The 16,770-nt window shown below is 31.8% G+C and carries 17 protein-coding genes; 15 read left to right on the top strand and 2 right to left on the bottom strand.

What is annotated here, in order from left to right; genetic code table 11:
• Nucleotides 1-312 precede the first annotated feature (312 nt).
• From deoC to HNV08_RS14060, 4 genes are all read left to right on the top strand, one after another.
• Nucleotides 313-975 (top strand): deoxyribose-phosphate aldolase, encoded by a 663-nt coding sequence (gene deoC / locus HNV08_RS14075; protein WP_173281995.1) that lies wholly within the window; start codon nucleotides 313-315, stop codon nucleotides 973-975.
• Nucleotides 976-1,003: 28 nt separating this feature from the next.
• Nucleotides 1,004-1,702: a purine-nucleoside phosphorylase gene (gene deoD, locus HNV08_RS14070; RefSeq protein ID WP_173281994.1), complete on the top strand. Its 699-nt coding sequence runs from the start codon at nucleotides 1,004-1,006 to the stop codon at nucleotides 1,700-1,702.
• A gap of 15 nt (nucleotides 1,703-1,717) precedes the next feature.
• Entirely contained in the window at nucleotides 1,718-2,323 is a 606-nt protein-coding gene (locus tag HNV08_RS14065; RefSeq protein WP_173281993.1) for a hypothetical protein, read from the top strand.
• A gap of 78 nt (nucleotides 2,324-2,401) precedes the next feature.
• Nucleotides 2,402-2,920: a SixA phosphatase family protein gene (locus HNV08_RS14060; RefSeq protein ID WP_173281992.1), complete on the top strand. Its 519-nt coding sequence runs from the start codon at nucleotides 2,402-2,404 to the stop codon at nucleotides 2,918-2,920.
• Here the strand turns inward: HNV08_RS14060 and HNV08_RS14055 are convergent.
• Nucleotides 2,906-3,691, bottom strand: coding sequence for a DUF6503 family protein (locus tag HNV08_RS14055; RefSeq protein WP_173281991.1), 786 nt, complete (start codon nucleotides 3,689-3,691; stop codon nucleotides 2,906-2,908). The genes HNV08_RS14060 and HNV08_RS14055 overlap by 15 nt on opposite strands.
• Nucleotides 3,692-3,836: 145 nt before the next feature.
• On the opposite strand from HNV08_RS14055, the gene smpB reads away from it, so the two are divergent.
• The 5 genes from smpB (at nucleotide 3,837) to HNV08_RS14030 (ending at nucleotide 8,459) form a co-directional block, all read left to right on the top strand.
• Complete coding sequence (gene smpB, locus HNV08_RS14050; protein ID WP_173281990.1) at nucleotides 3,837-4,295, top strand: SsrA-binding protein SmpB; 459 nt, start codon at nucleotides 3,837-3,839, stop codon at nucleotides 4,293-4,295.
• 180 nt (nucleotides 4,296-4,475) lie between these two features.
• The gene (locus HNV08_RS14045; RefSeq protein ID WP_173281989.1) at nucleotides 4,476-6,941 is read left to right on the top strand and encodes a DUF5686 and carboxypeptidase regulatory-like domain-containing protein; all 2,466 of its coding nucleotides are present in this window, start codon (nucleotides 4,476-4,478) and stop codon (nucleotides 6,939-6,941) included.
• Nucleotides 6,942-6,962: 21 nt separating this feature from the next.
• The gene (locus tag HNV08_RS14040; RefSeq protein WP_173281988.1) at nucleotides 6,963-7,418 is read left to right on the top strand and encodes a DUF4844 domain-containing protein; all 456 of its coding nucleotides are present in this window, start codon (nucleotides 6,963-6,965) and stop codon (nucleotides 7,416-7,418) included.
• Between the two features lie 2 nt (nucleotides 7,419-7,420).
• Nucleotides 7,421-7,945 carry a hypothetical protein gene (locus tag HNV08_RS14035; RefSeq protein ID WP_173281987.1) on the top strand — a complete coding sequence of 175 codons (525 nt, stop codon included), beginning with the start codon at nucleotides 7,421-7,423 and terminating at the stop codon, nucleotides 7,943-7,945.
• Between the two features lie 4 nt (nucleotides 7,946-7,949).
• Nucleotides 7,950-8,459: a hypothetical protein gene (locus tag HNV08_RS14030; protein WP_173281986.1), complete on the top strand. Its 510-nt coding sequence runs from the start codon at nucleotides 7,950-7,952 to the stop codon at nucleotides 8,457-8,459.
• A gap of 127 nt (nucleotides 8,460-8,586) precedes the next feature.
• Here the strand turns inward: HNV08_RS14030 and HNV08_RS14025 are convergent, their stop codons facing one another.
• Nucleotides 8,587-9,228 (bottom strand): protein-L-isoaspartate(D-aspartate) O-methyltransferase, encoded by a 642-nt coding sequence (locus tag HNV08_RS14025; protein WP_173281985.1) that lies wholly within the window; start codon nucleotides 9,226-9,228, stop codon nucleotides 8,587-8,589.
• A gap of 151 nt (nucleotides 9,229-9,379) precedes the next feature.
• Between HNV08_RS14025 and HNV08_RS14020 the strand changes: the two genes are divergently transcribed.
• The 6 genes from HNV08_RS14020 to HNV08_RS13995 all read left to right on the top strand — a co-directional run bounded on the left by HNV08_RS14020 (nucleotide 9,380) and on the right by HNV08_RS13995 (nucleotide 16,770).
• Nucleotides 9,380-10,339 (top strand): Gfo/Idh/MocA family protein, encoded by a 960-nt coding sequence (locus HNV08_RS14020; protein WP_173281984.1) that lies wholly within the window; start codon nucleotides 9,380-9,382, stop codon nucleotides 10,337-10,339.
• Nucleotides 10,340-10,476: 137 nt separating this feature from the next.
• Nucleotides 10,477-11,367, top strand: coding sequence for a 3-hydroxyacyl-CoA dehydrogenase family protein (locus HNV08_RS14015; protein WP_173281983.1), 891 nt, complete (start codon nucleotides 10,477-10,479; stop codon nucleotides 11,365-11,367).
• A 70-nt stretch (nucleotides 11,368-11,437) separates the two neighbouring features.
• Nucleotides 11,438-12,676: a DUF1015 domain-containing protein gene (locus HNV08_RS14010; RefSeq protein ID WP_173281982.1), complete on the top strand. Its 1,239-nt coding sequence runs from the start codon at nucleotides 11,438-11,440 to the stop codon at nucleotides 12,674-12,676.
• A 55-nt stretch (nucleotides 12,677-12,731) separates the two neighbouring features.
• Nucleotides 12,732-13,394 (top strand): YggS family pyridoxal phosphate-dependent enzyme, encoded by a 663-nt coding sequence (locus HNV08_RS14005; RefSeq protein ID WP_173281981.1) that lies wholly within the window; start codon nucleotides 12,732-12,734, stop codon nucleotides 13,392-13,394.
• Nucleotides 13,395-13,453: 59 nt separating this feature from the next.
• Entirely contained in the window at nucleotides 13,454-14,827 is a 1,374-nt protein-coding gene (locus HNV08_RS14000) for an exonuclease domain-containing protein (RefSeq protein WP_173282051.1), read from the top strand.
• Entirely contained in the window at nucleotides 14,824-16,770 is a 1,947-nt protein-coding gene (locus HNV08_RS13995; protein WP_173281980.1) for a DUF3857 domain-containing protein, read from the top strand. The genes HNV08_RS14000 and HNV08_RS13995 overlap by 4 nt, the downstream gene beginning before the upstream one ends.

Here is a 16,770-nt window from a genome sequence, read left to right as displayed (position 1 = left end):
GGTAAAGAATAAAATTGAATTTCGTGCGTCGTAGAGCCGAAATCAAAGATTAAAAAAAAACAAAATAATTTTTGCTTAAAAAACCACACTTAAAAACTGATTTTCAACACCTTAAAATCGCAAACAAAAATTAATTCAAAAAAAAGTGAAATAAAATCAAAAAAAAACGTGCTTTTTATCCGACAAATCATTAATTTTGTCGAGCTATTTAATTCCAATAAAACCTTAAGAGTTTAATTATCTTGTTAATATTCCCTCAATTTAGAGGGAAATTATATAGTTAATTTTAGTTCAAAGCCCTAACACTTTATAATGGAATTAAACAAATTTATTGACCACACCTTATTAAGTGCTTCCGCAAAAGAGGCAGACATTCTTAAGCTTTGCGATGAAGCGTTAAAATACAATTTTCATTCTGTATGTGTTAACAGTAATTATGTTGCACTTGCCAAACAAGCGCTTAGTAGATCTTCGGTAAAGGTATGTGCTGTTATTGGTTTTCCTCTTGGAGCAATGTCTACGGAAGCTAAAATTTTTGAAGCAAAAAATGCAATAAATCAAGGCGCATCAGAAATTGATATGGTAATGAATATTGGCCGATTAAAAAGTCATAACTACGTTGCTGTATTAAAAGACATCAGTAAGGTTAAAACTGCCATAGGCTTAACCACATTAAAAGTGATTTTAGAAATCAGTGAACTTTCTAAAAACGAAATTGTAAAAGCTTGCGAAATCTGTATGGATGCCAATGCCGATTTTATTAAAACATCTACAGGTTTTTCTAAGAGTGGTGCAACATTAACAGCCGTAAAGATCATGAAAAAAACGGTTAGAGGACAACTACAAATTAAAGCCTCTGGCGGCATTAGTGATGCCGAAACTGCATTAAAATATATTGAAGTTGGTGTTTCTAGAATTGGAGCATCTGCTAGTGTAGCGATGATGAATGATGTATTAACGAATGCCTCTTATTAAATTGATTCACTTTATGTAACTTTGTTATATGAGTGTACATATTGAAGCCAATAAAGGCGAAATTGCAGAAACTATTCTACTTCCTGGAGATCCACTAAGAGCCAAATGGATTGCAGAAACATTTTTTAATAATCCTGTATGTTTTAACAACGTTAGAGGCATGCTTGGCTATACAGGCACGTATAACGGTAAACCTATTTCTACTATGGGAACAGGTATGGGTGTTCCTAGTATTTCTATTTATGCACATGAGCTTATCACAGCTTATGGTGTAAAAAACTTAATCCGTGTCGGCAGCGCTGGTTCATACCAAAACGATGTAAAACTAAGAGATGTGGTATTAGCCATGTCTGCTTCATCAAATTCCGGAGTAAATACATTGCGTTTTAATGGAGCAAATTATGCACCAACAGCAGATTTTGGTTTGTTAATGAAAGCTGTTGAAGTAGCTCGCTCAAAACAAATTGATGTAAAGGCAGGAAATGTACTAACGTCAGATGAGTTTTATCAAGATGATACAAATTCTTTTAAATCGTGGTCTAAATTTGGTGTTTTATGTGTAGAAATGGAAGCGTCTGGCTTATATACCGTCGCAGCAAAACACAATGTGAATGCTTTAGCTATCTTAACTATTTCAGATTCTTTAGTAACAGGAGAATCTACTACAAGTGAAGAACGCGAAACCACGTTTAAAAACATGATAGAAATCGCTTTAGAATTGGCATAATAACACTATTAATAGATGAAATATTTCATTGCAATTATTATCTTAGTCTGCTGTTTAATTGCATCTCAATTATGGGATACGTACTACTCTACTTACCTTTGTATTTCAATTGTTGTACTCATTTATTTTATACTCTTTAGTTGGGAATTATCAATTTTTAAAAACAACTTTAAAAACGAATATAAATTTCGAAGTCAGAAAAAGTCATTAGACGTATTTGATTTAATTTTCGCCATACTAATTTCCGCTTTATACCTCGCGCAAGACAACATTTCAGAATTTGAAATTTTATTTATTATGTGTCTATGGTCTAAATCTATCGTAAGCTGTGTAATGTGGTTTATTTATAAAGTGAAAAAACCATATAAAATTTTTATCAATGAGGATAAATTATACCTTAATCAACAATGGTTTAAAATGAGGCTTTTACCAAATCTTATTCAGATAAACTATAATAGAATTACTAAAACCTTGAATTTAGAATTCAAGATAAAATCAGATATATCTATTAACATTAAAGATTACAAGCCTGAAGATATCGAAAAATTGTTAGAGCTATGCCTTGAAAAATCTGAACACAATGTGTTTATTCCTAACAATTTAAACCTATCAGAAAAATAAACACTCTTAATCTCCATAATAATTCACTAATTTAGTCAAATACGACACGTGTTAATTATTACCCTATTTTATTGAAATATGAAAAAAATAATCTTCATTCTCCTGCTATCATTAATTGTATTTCCATCTTGCAAAGAAACAATTCAAAAACAAGATGAAAATGTAATTGCGACTTACTACTTAATAAGACATGCTGAGAAAGATAGAGGCGATAAAAATAATAGAGATCCACATTTAACTTCCTTTGGTCGTCAACGTGCAGAAAATTGGAAAAAACATTTTAAAGGCATTGATTTTGATGCCGTCTATTCTACTAATTATAACAGAACTAAAGAAACTGCTACTCCAACTGCCAATGCCAACGATTTAGTGGTTCATTTTTATGATCCTTCCGATTTTAAGATTGAAGAATTTATTGAAAAAACAAAAGGACAAACTGTATTAATTGTTGGTCATAGCAATACGACTCCAAAATTTGTTAACAGCTTAATAAATGAAGATAAATACAAAGATATTGAAGACCATAATAACGCCAATTTATACATAGTGACATTTACAAAAGTTGGTAAAACATCAGAATTATCAGTTGTTAATTAACTGTACTTCTACATGCTCTAATTCAATTTTAGATAATAATTCTAATTGATTATTTTCAAATTCTTTGCCTAAATTTTCGAGCACAAATCCTGTGCTTTTTGTTTTATAATTGTTGTAATCTACAAAACGTAATCCATTAACATAACGCTCATTATAAGCTTCTCTAAAACGCATTCCTATACCAGATGCTTCGTTATATGAATATGCTAAATAATCGAGCTTAAAACTTTGTTTATCAAACCAATACACAAACACATCTTCAAAGTCTTCTCCTCCTCCATTTTCATTAAAAGTCACTTTTACTTTATAATAATCTTTACCCTTTATTTGCTCATCAGCTAATAAAGTTTTGTTCACAGCCTCGTCATTTAATCCATAAGGTAAAACTGAAAAATAATGCACGGAATTTACAGAGGCTTCATAGGTTTTGGCAATAGAATCTTCAAGCTTTACGAAGTCTTTATTGTCGTAACGTTCAAAACCAACATTACTTAACATATCAAAAATAGAATCGTTATCCTTTACTAAAATTCTAACTAAAAGAAACTCATGGTTTTTACGAAGGGCTTGGTAATAGACATCTCTAAATTCAAATTTTAAACTCGATTGTTTAAACTTTTCGCCACCAGAAACTTCAATTGATTTGTTTACAATATCATTTGCTGTCAACTTCGTTTTATGCCCTTCAACAGAAGATGTATCTATTGAAGTATTTTCATTTTTACAGCTAAAACAAACCGCAACTAATAGAAGTAAAATATAATTTTTCATGGGTTACTTATTTTCTAAAAACACAGTCGCAAAACTAAAGTTTAGATTACAAATTAATGACGTATTAACAAATTCTTAATTCATAGAAAAACATTTCAAGCTATAAGCTTTTACACGTTTCGCTAAAAACCTATCTTTGCCAACCATGCAAAATAAGGTCAACATACTTAATAAGAAAGCTAAATTTCAGTACGAAATATTAGACAAATATACGGCTGGCATTGTACTTACAGGCACTGAGATTAAATCTATTAGAGCCAGCAAGGCGTCTATTGCCGAAAGTTTCTGTGAGTTTAATGAACGCGGCGAACTTTTTGTAATTAACATGACGGTTGAAGAATATGCTTACGGCAACTATTACAACCACAGACCAAAGGCAGAACGCAAATTACTTCTTAATAAAAAAGAGCTTAAAAAGCTTAAAAAAGAAATAGACGTTAAAGGCAATGCCATTATTCCTTTAAAGCTTTTTGTTGATGATAGAGGTTATGCCAAAATGATTATTGGCTTAGGAAAAGGTAAAAAACTATACGACAAGCGCGAAACTATTAAAGATCGCGACAACAAGCGTAATTTAGCACGTATTAAGAAAGATTTCCGATAACTTTAAGATTCCTATAACTTTTTTGTTTTATTTATTAGTCTAAGTTTGAGAACAGTATATTTTTTTATATGCTGAATGCAACCTTTTACAATTTTATGACGTCTTTATTTATAAAAGGCATAAAGTTTGTGCTATAAAAACAATCTTAAAACCATTATCTCATCATCAATCAATTAGTCTATGCAAAAAAAACTACTCTTCATCTTTCTAATCGCGATCAGTTCATCAATTTCGGCACAAATCACTGGAAATATCACAGACCAAAACAAAAATCCGCTTCCTTTTGTAAACATTTTAATAGAAAACACATACAAAGGAACTACTAGTAATGACGATGGTTATTACGAACTCAACATCTCACAACCCAAAGACTATGTAATTATCTATAGTTATTTGGGTTATAAGACGGTAAAAAAGGCGGTATCAATTTCTAAATTTCCGTATCAATTAGATATTGTTTTAGAAGAAGAATCTGTTTCACTTGGCGAAGTTTTGGTTGATGCAACTAATGATCCTGCCAATGCTATAATGCGGCAAGCTATAGCGGAACGACAAGCTAATCTCGATAAAATTGAATCTTTTAAAGCCGATTTCTATTCTAGAGGTTTAATTAAAATTAAAGATGCGCCAGAGAAAATAATGGGTCAAGAAGTTGGCGATTTAGGAGGCGGATTAGATTCTACAAGAAGCGGCATTATTTATTTATCTGAAACCATTTCTAAAATCCAATTTTTAAGTCCAGATAAACTTAAAGAACGAATTTCTGCTTCAAAAATTAGTGGAAACAGCAATGGATTTAGCTTTAACACTGCCTTAGAGGTTGACTTTAATTTCTACAAAAACACCATTAATTTTGGTAATGAAATTATATCTCCAATTGCCAACAACGCCTTTAGTTACTACACATACAAGCTAGATGGTGTTTTCTATGACGACAGAGGCAACCTCATTAATAAGATTAAAGTAACACCCAAACGTAAAAACGACCCTGTTTTTTCAGGCTTCATTTATATTGTAGAAGACCAATGGGATATTTATGCTCTTGAGTTAGATATTACTGGCATACAAGCAAGGATTCCGGCTGTAGATGTGATTTCCTTACAGCAAAGTTTCTCCTATTCTGAAAGCAATGATATTTGGGCAAGAATATCGCAAAGTATCGATTTTAAATATGGTTTATTTGGCATTAAAGGCGATGGACGTTTTACGGCCGTTTACAGTAATTATGAGTTCAATACCTCTTTAACTCGAAAAGATTTTAATAAAGAAATTGTGTCTTTTGAAGATGAAGCCAACAAAAAGGACTCAATTTTCTGGAATAAAATTAGACCTGTTCCACTAACCTTAGAAGAACGTACAGATTACGTCACTAAAGATAGTATACAAATTGTAAGAGAATCTAAACCATATTTAGACTCTATTGATGCCGTAAAAAACAAATTTAAACTCGGAAATATTTTAGGTTACACTTATCAAAATTCATATAAAGACTACCGACTAGGATTTGACATTCCTCCTACTTCAACACAATTTAATACGGTTCAAGGATACACCATTGGTACAAACGTTTTCTACACAAAAGGGTTTGACGATTATAATCGCTACATAAGTGTTAATGGCGATTTACAATATGGATTTTCTGACGATAGATTGCGCGCCACAGGAGCAATTACATACAAATTTAATAATACCAGCTATCCATTTTTAACATTATCTGGTGGTGTAACTATATCTCAATTTAATCCTTCAAACCCAATTACACCTTTAATTAATGGCGTAAGTTCTTTGTTTTTTGAAGATAATTATATGAAGATATATGATAAAAGCCACTTGTCTTTAAACTATTCCGAAGAACTTTTCAACGGTTTTAGATTATATGCTGGCATAAGTTATCAGAGACGAAAAGCATTATTTAATACTACAGACCAAGTTTATATTAATGATGATAATGATGCTTACACAAGTAATAATCCGTTAAATGAATTAGCGTATGGCATTGCACCTTTTCAAACGCATAACATCTTAAAAGGTTCAATAAATGCGCGCATTAACTTCGGACAAGAATACATGAGTTATCCAGATGCTAAATACAATGTTGGTAACGATAATTACCCAACGCTGTATTTAGGTTACGAAAAAGGATTTGGAGCAACCAACAGCAACTATAACTTTGACCAAATAAAAATACGTTTAGCACAATCTTTCAATTTAAAAGATAAGGGTCGATTTAGTTATAACCTAAAAGCCGGAAAATTCTTTAATGGAGACGATATCGCTTTTGTAGATTACCAACATTTTAATGGCAACCTTACACATGTGAGTACAGAAGGCAATTACACCAATGTATTTAATAATTTAGATTATTACAGTGCAAGTACAAACGATTCTTATTTTGAAGCACATGCAGAACACGATTTTAATGGCTTTATACTCGGAAAAGTGCCTTTATTAAACAAACTGAATTTTAATTTAGTGGTTGGCGCACACCTATTGGCACAACCAGATTTTAAACCTTATCAAGAATATTCTATTGGTCTAGATAATATTGGCTGGGGAAAATGGCGTTTCTTAAGAGTCGATTATTTACGTTCTTACCAAAGCGGATTTATAAGTGATGCAGTTGTATTTGGTTTAAAATTCTTTTAAGTTTATAGTTTAAATTTTATAATGAAATTTTTCAAATCATCTTTATTATTATTGTTAACTTTAGGAGTAACGATTAGCTATGCTCAAGACACAATACAAATGCAAACACCTATAAATGCAAATAAGCTTTTTAAAGCCTTTATTGAAAAAGAAAAATTTATTAGTGAAAACACATATCCAGGAATTTCAGATGAAAAACTGAAACCAATCCTAACTGAAAAAATCAATGAGGTTGCTGTTGAATTCAAGAAAGTTTCGGAATTTGAAGAATTAACAAATATTGACTATTTAATGGTTATAAAAAATGGCCTTTCAAAATTTCCTGAATTAGAATTAGGTTTTGATTCTGAAGATAGAGAACGCATCTGTCTGTATTTTGAAGAATTAATGGATATTGTGAACTTAGAAAGTTCAAATGGATTAATAAATAAATTCTATTATGGCTTTGACCCTAACGATTTTATTAAACAAGATTAATTATGAAAAATTATTTTGTACTTATCTTAGTACTATTTACTCTTAATGTTTCAGCACAAGAAGAAAAAAAAGACTATACTAAAAACGTTGCTACTATAGACAGTACAATTGCCACATTATACTCCGTAATATCAGGAGATAAAGGCGTTAAACGCGATTGGGATTTGTTTAAACACCTCTTAAAAAAAGATGCAAAACTCATCGCAACCAACAAAAACAACAAAGGCGAAAACGTTATACGCTATATGTCACCAGACGATTATATTTCTACAGCTGGAAATTGGTTAGTAGAAAACGGTTTTCACGAAGTAGAAATCAGCAGAAAAACGCAAACCTTTGGCAATATGGCTCACGTTTTCACAACTTACCAAGCCTTTAAAAGTAAAGACGACACAACACCTTTTATGAGAGGTATTAATAGTGTTCAGTTATTTAACGACGGTAAACGTTGGTGGATTATTAATATTTATTGGACGCAAGAATCTGAAGAAAATCCAATTCCTGAGGACTATTTACCAAAAGAATAAGGTTATGAAAGTAAAAGTTTATCTATTGTTATTTTTAGCTTTTGGATACTCGTATTCACAAGATGATGTTAATGCTGAAGAAATATTTAACAAAGAGAACAAGGATCTTGAACTAATAAATGAAGTTTTATCTCATAAAATTGATTCAATTAATCAATTTATTACAAATTCAGAATTAAGAATTAAACTTAATTCTGAATTAAATACAATAGCCTCAATTAAAAGAGTATATTCAGCTGGTCTCGACTTAATAACAGAAAATAACACTAAGGAACTAGAAAAAAGGATTGAATTTATAGCGAGATACTTTTTTAGCAAGGAAAAATACTATTTATTTAACTTTTCTAGAGGTTTAGGTTCAAGATATGGAGTGGAACATGATTTCAAATACGATAAGCCAATTATTTTTTTAACCATTTCAAGCGGTTGTATTATTACAAATATTCACAAGAGAGAAGAACAAATCTTAGGTATATTCAACCGTAAAATGAATGAGTTATTATCTGAAATCTGAACAACTATCGATTCTACAATTCTAGAGAATATTAAGAAAAATGCAGAAAATTACAATCAAAACAAAAATAGCTACATGTTACTTTTGTCGTAAAATTAATAAATACAATGTTCTTGCTTGATTTATCTTAATTCTTATCCTCTAACATAGGCACAAATCTAAAATCACCAAATTCGTGTTTTTCAAATTCCTTTGGTCCTTTTCTAATAAACATAGTCATGACTTGTACATCATCACCAACTGGGATTACTAAACGTCCTCCAATGGTTAACTGACTCAACAATGGATTAGGCACATATGGTGCACCAGCTGTTACAATGATACTTTGAAAAGGCGCTTCAACAGGCAATCCCTTGTAACCATCACCAAAAATGAGACTTTTGGCTCTGTAACCAATTTTAGGTAAAAATTTAGAGGTCTTTTTAAAAAGTTCTTGCTGACGCTCTATACTATAAACTTTTGCACCAAGTTCTAAAAGTACAGCAGTTTGGTAGCCACTACCTGTTCCTATTTCTAAGACTTTATCACCTGGTTGTATTTGTAATAATTCAGATTGAAACGCAACAGTATAAGGCTGAGAAATGGTTTGGTCTGCCGCAATAGGAAATGCTTTATCTTGATACGCATGGTCAATAAAGCCAGAATCCATAAAAAAATGTCTTGGAATTTTATTAATGGCTTTTAAAACGTTTTGGTCTTTTATTCCTTTTTTTACAAGTGTATCAACAAGTTGTTGGCGCATTCCTTGATGCTTAAATGTATCTTTCAAAATGTAGTTTAGTTTACGCTAAATTAATTTAAAGAAGGAGAATTTCAAAGAAAGAATTCAATCAAAATTTAATTAATGATTTCTCAGTAATTTCCATTTTCTTTTTTCAATTTCTGAACGAAAACGACTATTTTTGTTAAAAACTGAATATATGCTAAAAGTTGGAGTTCTTGGTGCTGGCCACCTTGGAAAAATTCATTTAAGATTACTAAACCAATCCAATAAATATGATCTCATTGGGTTTTACGATGCGGATCCGGAAAATGCAAAACGCGTTGTTGAAGAATTTGGTTATAAATACTATGATTCTATAGATGCATTGATTGATTTAGTTGACGTTGTAGATATAGTTACACCTACTCTTTCTCATTATGATTGCGCCAAAGAAGCCATTAAAAAAGGGAAACATATTTTTATTGAAAAACCAATAACCAATACTGTAGAAGAGGCAGAAACCATTAGAACGTTAGTGGCAGAACATGGTGTTAAAGGACAAGTTGGTCATGTAGAACGTTTTAATCCTGCATTTATAGGCGTTAAAGACCAAATTAAGAACCCAATGTTTATTGAGTGTCACAGATTAGCTGAGTTTAATCCTCGTGGTACAGATGTGCCTGTGGTTTTAGATTTAATGATTCATGATATTGATATTATTCTATCTGTAGTTCAGTCTCCTGTAAAGCATATTTCTGCAAGTGGAGTTTCTGTGGTTAGTGAAACACCAGATATTGCCAATGCGCGTATTGAATTTAAAAACGGTTGTGTTGCCAATCTTACAGCAAGTAGAATTTCATTAAAAAATATGCGTAAAACACGTTTCTTTCAAAAAGATGCTTACATCTCTGTAGACTTTTTAGAAAAAAAATGTGAAGTTGTTAAAATGAAAGACGCACCTGATAATCCTGGCGATTTTGATATGATTCTTCAGAATGCAGAAGGTATCAAGAAACAAATCTATTTTGACAACCCGGAAATAGCCAATAACAATGCTATTTTAGATGAGCTAGAAACTTTTGCAGATGCTATTAATAGCAACACTAAACCTATCGTAACATTGCACGATGGTACTGAAGCTTTGCGTGTTGCTAACATGATAATTAATCAGTTTTAGAAAAAGGAGCCCATCCCTAGCCCTTCGCATCATTAAGGGAACATGGTTACGGCTAGAAATTAAATTAAACCATAAAATTAATATTAACATAAACGCTTTAGTTTTCCCCATTTGGGGAATTAAAGGGGCTTTTAATTATGAAAAACATAGCAGTTATAGGTGCAGGAACCATGGGAAATGGCATTGCACACACCTTTGCACAATCTGGTTTTAACGTTCAACTTATAGATATTAGCGAAGCATCTTTAAAACGAGGCATGGATACCATTTCTAGAAATTTAGATAGAATGGTCGCTAAAGAAAAAATTAGTGAAGCTGATAAAGCCTATACATTAGGCAACATAACAACATTTACCACTACAGAAGATGGTGTTAAAAATGTAGATTTAGTCGTTGAAGCCGCAACTGAAAACTTAGATTTAAAACTTAAAATTTTTAAACAATTAGATGCCGTTTGTGATGAAAATACTATTCTCGCTACAAACACATCTTCTATTTCTATTACACAAATTGCTGCAGTAACCTCTAGACCAGAAAAAGTTATTGGTATGCACTTTATGAATCCTGTACCAATAATGAAATTGGTAGAAATTATTAGAGGCTACAGCACAAGTGATGATGTAACGTCTACGATTATGGAATTATCTAAAACCTTAGGTAAGGTACCAACAGAAGTTAACGATTATCCAGGTTTTGTGGCTAACCGAATTTTAATGCCAATGATTAACGAATCTATTGAAACCTTATACAATGGCGTTGCTGGTGTTGACGAAATTGACACGGTTATGAAATTGGGAATGGCACATCCAATGGGTCCATTACAATTGGCCGATTTTATTGGTTTAGATGTTTGTTTGTCTATTTTAAATGTGATGTATGATGGCTTCAAGAATCCTAAATATGCACCATGTCCTTTACTTGTTAATATGGTTATGGCAGGAAAATTAGGTGTAAAATCTGGAGAGGGTTTTTATGATTATTCCGAAAGTCGAAAGGCTGAGAAAATTGCTTCGCAATTTGATAAGTAAACAGTCGCAGTCTCAGTTTTCAGATGTACACATAACCAAGACTGAAAACTGAGACTGAAAACTTAAAAACATGTCAAAAATAATCCCGTTTAAAGCTGTAAAACCAACCAGAGCTATTGTTGGTCTTGTTGCCTCACGTCCTTATCAGAGTTATACTTTAGATGAACGCGAATCTCGCATGGCATATAATCCATATAGTTTTCTTCATGTTATAAATCCTGGTTATAAATATGCGCAAGAAGTGACTGGCGAAGAACGCTATAAACTTGTAAGAAATAGATATTTAGAATTTAAGGAAGATGGTGTTTTTGTTCAAGATGAAAAGCCATCATTTTATGTCTACAAAATTGTAAATAGACATGGTCAAGAATTTTGTGGCATTATCGCGGCAACAAGTGCTGAGGATTACGAGAGAAATATTATAAAAAAACACGAAGACACCATTGCAAAACGCGAAGAAACCTTTAAAAATTATCTTAAAAATGTTGGCTTTAATGCCGAGCCTGTACTACTCACCTATCCTGACAATTCGGTAATTGAAAAGATTATAACTGAAACTCAAAAAACACATGCCGAGTTTGAGTTCACGATGACGTATAGAGACACGCATTATTTATGGAAGATTGATAATGCAGACACTATTGAGACAATTCAAAAAGAGTTTCAAAAAATGGAAACGATTTATATTGCAGATGGTCATCATAGATCATCATCATCTTATTTACTTTATAAAGATGAAAAGGCGAAAAACCCAAACCATAATGGTAGTGAATCTTACAACTATTTTATGTCGTATTTAATTCCGGAATCGGATTTAGTGATTCATGAATTTAATAGACTCATCAAAGATTTAAACGGCTTAACAAAAGAAGAATTTTTAATAAAGCTAGATGCTTTTTATCGTATTGAAAACAGAGGCATAATGCCTTATAATCCATCAAAACCACATCATTTTAGTATGTATTTAGATGGCGAATTTTATTCATTGTATTTAAGAAAAACAAATTATAATTTTAAAACGGCTTTAGACCAATTAGATGCACAATTATTGTACAAAACCATATTGCAACCTATTTTAGGCATTGAAGATTTACGACACGATAATCGGATTTCTTACGTTAACGGAAAACACGAAATGATTACCATTAAAAGTAGTGTAGATAGTGGCGAATTTAAAGTTGGTTTTGGTATGTGTCCTTCAAACGTTGCGCAAATGAAACAAATTGCAGACGAAGGTTTAACCATGCCGCCAAAAAGCACTTATATTTTACCTAAATTACGAAGTGCTATTACTATTTATGAGTATTAAATACCTTTGCATTTCTAAATCTATAAAAAGCGTAAAAATAAAAGCAAGCAGATTAATGAGCATAGAACAAAACCTTCAGCATATAAAATCAACCATACCAGAACACGTAACCTTGGTTGCTGTTTCTAAAACAAAACCGGTTTCAGACCTAATGGAAGCTTACAATGCTGGTCAGCGCATTTTTGGCGAGAACAAAATTCAAGAAATGGCAGATAAACATGCCGAAATGCCAAAAGATATTGAGTGGCATATGATTGGTCATGTGCAGCGCAATAAGGTAAAATATATGGCTGAGTTTGTAAGCTTAATACATGGTGTGGACAGTTTCAAACTATTAAAAGAAATAAACAAGCAGGCCAAAAAATACGATAGAACCATAAATTGTTTACTTCAAATTAAAATTGCTGAAGAAGATAGTAAATTCGGCATGGCTGCAAAAGATGCTTCCACGCTACTTCAATCTGAGGAATTTTCAGAATTAAAAAATATAAAAGTTGTTGGTTTAATGGGAATGGCCACTTTTACAGATAACATGAAGCAGGTGGAACAAGAATTTAAACTTCTAAACAGCACGTTTTCAGACCTTAAAAACTCTAATCCAGATTTAAAAATAAAAAGTATGGGAATGAGTGGCGATTATCAGTTAGCAATTAACTGCGGAAGTACTATGGTTCGCGTAGGAAGTAGTATATTTGGAGTAAGAAATTATAATAAATAATTAACAGTCGTTGCCTCAATTTTATTACCTTCGACTTCAGACCCAAACAACCTAACATTATATACGCAATATTAGACATAGAAACCACTGGTGGAAAGTACAATGAAGAAGGAATTACAGAGATTGCTATCTATCAGTTTGATGGTCATAAAGTAACAGATCAATTTATTTCATTAGTAAATCCGCAACGCGAAATTCAGCCTTTTGTGGTTAATCTCACAGGTATAAATTCTAACATGTTACGAAATGCACCTAAATTCTATGAGGTTGCAAAACGTATTGTAGAAATTACTGAAGATTGTATCCTCGTAGCTCATAATTCTTCTTTTGACTACAGAATTCTAAAAACCGAATTTAAACGCCTTGGTTTTCCTTATAAACGAAAAACCCTTTGTACCGTTGAGTTATCTAAACAGTTGATACCTGATATGGAATCCTACAGTTTAGGTAAATTAACCAGAGCTCTTGGTATACCAATGAGTGATAGACATAGAGCAAGTGGTGATGCTATGGCTACTGTAAAGTTGTTTAAAATGCTATTAAACAAAGATTTAGACAAAGTTATAGTAAAAGGTGCAGTTAAGATTGAACAAAAATCTAAAATTGCGCCAAAACTCAATACAATTATAGATGAATTGCCTGCAGATACAGGTGTTTATTATATTCATAATGCAGATGGCGACATCATTTATATTGGTAAAAGTAAAAATATAAGAAAGCGCATAATTCAGCATTTTACAGGAACCAATTCTAAATCTAAAAAAATTCAGAAATTAGTCAGTACTGTTACTTACGAAAAAACAGGAAGTGAACTAGCCGCTTTACTAAAAGAAAGTGCAGAAATAAAAAAGAATAAGCCTATTTTTAATAGAGCTTTAAGACGTAGTATCTTTACCCATGCGCTTTATAGTTTTACAGACAGTAACGGTTTTATCAATTTACAAATAGACAAAGCAGATAGAAAGGACCAACCTATCACAACCTTTAGCACAAGAGCTAACGGAAAACATTTTTTATTTAAAGCCGTAGAAGACTTTAATCTATGCCAAAAGCTTACAGGATTGTACACTTCCAAAACTAGCTGTTTTAAGTACGAAGTTAAAGAATGTGAAGGTGCTTGCATTAACGAAGAACCACCTGAAGCGTATAACAAACGTATAGCACAACTAAAAGAAAAATACAGTTACGACAATAAGAACATGCTTATTATAGATAAAGGTAGAGATATCAGTGAAAAGGTGGTGTTTTTAATTGAAAATGGCATTTTTAAAGGAATGGGTTATTTTGATCTCAACCTGCAGATTAACAACAGAAAAATATTGAAATCTGTCATTACTCCAATGACTAATGATAGAGACTCTCAGCATATTATTCAAAGTTATTTAAGACGAAATAAACGCGTAAAAATTATAGATTTAAATAATAGTCAATGAAACACAGATTATTTATTGTAGTATTTTTTACTACACTTTTTAGTTTCTCTCAAACCTACAACACTGATATGTCAGTGACCAAAAATGAATTAGAAAACACCAGTTACGCCAAAGATTCTACAGCCAATGCATTAGTGATTTATGATTACGGAAATAGTTTTGTAAATGATAAAACGTTTTGGCTAAATGTGCAAATAAAACAAAAAATAAAAGTTTTACGTCCAGAAGGCATCGATCGTGGTGAGTATGAAATAAAACTCTATAAAAATAAAAACACGAAAGAAAAAATTGAAGATATAAAAGGCATTACCTATAATTTAGAAAATGGAAAAATCGTTAAGTCGTATTTAGAAGAAAAGGCCATATTTAGAGAAGAAAATGAAAATTATACGCTTGTAAAATTTGTGCTTCCAAATGTACAAGTTGGCAGTATTATAACAGTCAGCTATGAAACCCATTCAAGGTTTATGGCCAAATTTCAGCCATGGTATTTTCAAGGAAATGACCCTGTCTTATATAGTGAGTATAATACAAGTATACCTGGAAATTATGATTATCATGTTAAACTTGTTGGCAATATTCCATTAGATGTAAATGAAGCCAAAATAAGACGCGAATGTTTAACCGTTGGAAATGGCGGACACTCCGATTGTACCGACAGCAGATATGTTATGACTAATATACCTGCTTATATAGAAGAAGATTACACTACAACGTCCTTAAACTATATTTCTAGGATAGAATATGAACTGAGCGTATTTCATGGTTTTGATGGTAGAATAGACAAAATCACAAAAACATGGAAGGATGCTGACCATGAACTTAAGGTCGATTCGGATTTTGGAAAGCAATTAAGTAAAAGTAGTTTGGTAAAAAATGTATTGCCTGCGACTATTACGTCTATTTCTGATCCTCTAAAAAAGGCCAAAGCCATATACCAATTTGTTTTAGACACTTATACTTGGAATGGAAAATCAGAACGTTACGATGTGTCAGTAAAAAACTTAATTAAAGAAAAAGTAGGAAGCGTTTTTGAAATAAATCTATTATTAGAAAACCTATTAACTAGTGAAAATATTAAAACCAACGCTGTACTGTTATCTACTAGAGGCAATGCATTCGCAACCAAGTTGTTTCCTGTGCTTACTGATTTTAACTATGTGATTCTAAAAGTTAGTATTGGCGATAAAAACTACTTTTTAGATGCCACTAATAAATACCACATCTTTGGCGAATTACCATTTAGAGCACTTAACCAATATGGAAGGCTTATTGATTTTGAAAATGGTAGTAAATGGCAAGATATTGCCGTAAAGGACTACTCAACAAGATCGCATATTGTAGAATTATCTTCGTTTACAGACGATGAATTTATAGGAAAGATTACAAGTAAATCTACAGGATATCATTCGCACTATTCTAAACAACAATATGTAGAAAACTCTACAGCCTATTATGAACAGAAAATCAATGATTACGATCATATCAATATAGAAAACCATAAGGTTGTTGATTTTGACAATTCTAAATCCGAAATTAAAGAAAACTTAGAAATCACTGTAGAACCAGAATTTATTGGTAACAAAATTTATTTAAATCCTTTTTTACTTACGTTTTTTGACGAAAACCCATTTAAGCTTCAAGAGCGTTCTTACCCTATTGATTTTGGATACAAAGACATTTACATGTATTCGATGAAGATAAATCTAGATGAAAACATCAAAATATTAGAAGCTCCAAAGGCTGTAAACTATTCCTTACCTAATAAAGCCGGAAGTCTCATTTTTAATTCAGAACTCACTGAAGATACACTCATTTTATATTTTAAAGTTAACTTTAACTCAGCCATTTATACGCCAGAATATTACCCATATTTAAAGGTATTTATGGACAAGGTTGTAGAACTTCAAAATAATTCAGTCATTGTTTTAGAAAAGCAATAG

The organism is Winogradskyella eckloniae, assembly GCF_013249045.1.
Classification (GTDB): Bacteria; Bacteroidota; Bacteroidia; order Flavobacteriales; family Flavobacteriaceae; genus Winogradskyella; species Winogradskyella eckloniae.
The sequence above is the reverse complement of the archived record's forward strand: the minus strand, read 5'-3'. Positions and strand labels throughout refer to the sequence as shown.

What these genes read in the sequence shown, in the direction of transcription:
- HNV08_RS14020 (WP_173281984.1), top strand. Translation starts at nt 9,380, where the DNA reads ATGCTAAAAGTTGGAGTTCTTGGTGCTGGCCACCTTGGAAAAATTCAT.
- HNV08_RS14010 (WP_173281982.1), top strand. Translation starts at nt 11,438, where the DNA reads ATGTCAAAAATAATCCCGTTTAAAGCTGTAAAACCAACCAGAGCTATT.
- HNV08_RS14040 (WP_173281988.1), top strand. Translation starts at nt 6,963, where the DNA reads ATGAAATTTTTCAAATCATCTTTATTATTATTGTTAACTTTAGGAGTA.
- smpB (WP_173281990.1), top strand. Translation starts at nt 3,837, where the DNA reads ATGCAAAATAAGGTCAACATACTTAATAAGAAAGCTAAATTTCAGTAC.
- HNV08_RS14065 (WP_173281993.1), top strand. Translation starts at nt 1,718, where the DNA reads ATGAAATATTTCATTGCAATTATTATCTTAGTCTGCTGTTTAATTGCA.
- deoC (WP_173281995.1), top strand. Translation starts at nt 313, where the DNA reads ATGGAATTAAACAAATTTATTGACCACACCTTATTAAGTGCTTCCGCA.
- HNV08_RS14055 (WP_173281991.1), bottom strand. Translation starts at nt 3,691, where the DNA reads ATGAAAAATTATATTTTACTTCTATTAGTTGCGGTTTGTTTTAGCTGT.
- HNV08_RS13995 (WP_173281980.1), top strand. Translation starts at nt 14,824, where the DNA reads ATGAAACACAGATTATTTATTGTAGTATTTTTTACTACACTTTTTAGT.
- HNV08_RS14035 (WP_173281987.1), top strand. Translation starts at nt 7,421, where the DNA reads ATGAAAAATTATTTTGTACTTATCTTAGTACTATTTACTCTTAATGTT.
- HNV08_RS14060 (WP_173281992.1), top strand. Translation starts at nt 2,402, where the DNA reads ATGAAAAAAATAATCTTCATTCTCCTGCTATCATTAATTGTATTTCCA.
- HNV08_RS14005 (WP_173281981.1), top strand. Translation starts at nt 12,732, where the DNA reads ATGAGCATAGAACAAAACCTTCAGCATATAAAATCAACCATACCAGAA.
- HNV08_RS14015 (WP_173281983.1), top strand. Translation starts at nt 10,477, where the DNA reads ATGAAAAACATAGCAGTTATAGGTGCAGGAACCATGGGAAATGGCATT.
- HNV08_RS14045 (WP_173281989.1), top strand. Translation starts at nt 4,476, where the DNA reads ATGCAAAAAAAACTACTCTTCATCTTTCTAATCGCGATCAGTTCATCA.
- deoD (WP_173281994.1), top strand. Translation starts at nt 1,004, where the DNA reads ATGAGTGTACATATTGAAGCCAATAAAGGCGAAATTGCAGAAACTATT.
- HNV08_RS14030 (WP_173281986.1), top strand. Translation starts at nt 7,950, where the DNA reads ATGAAAGTAAAAGTTTATCTATTGTTATTTTTAGCTTTTGGATACTCG.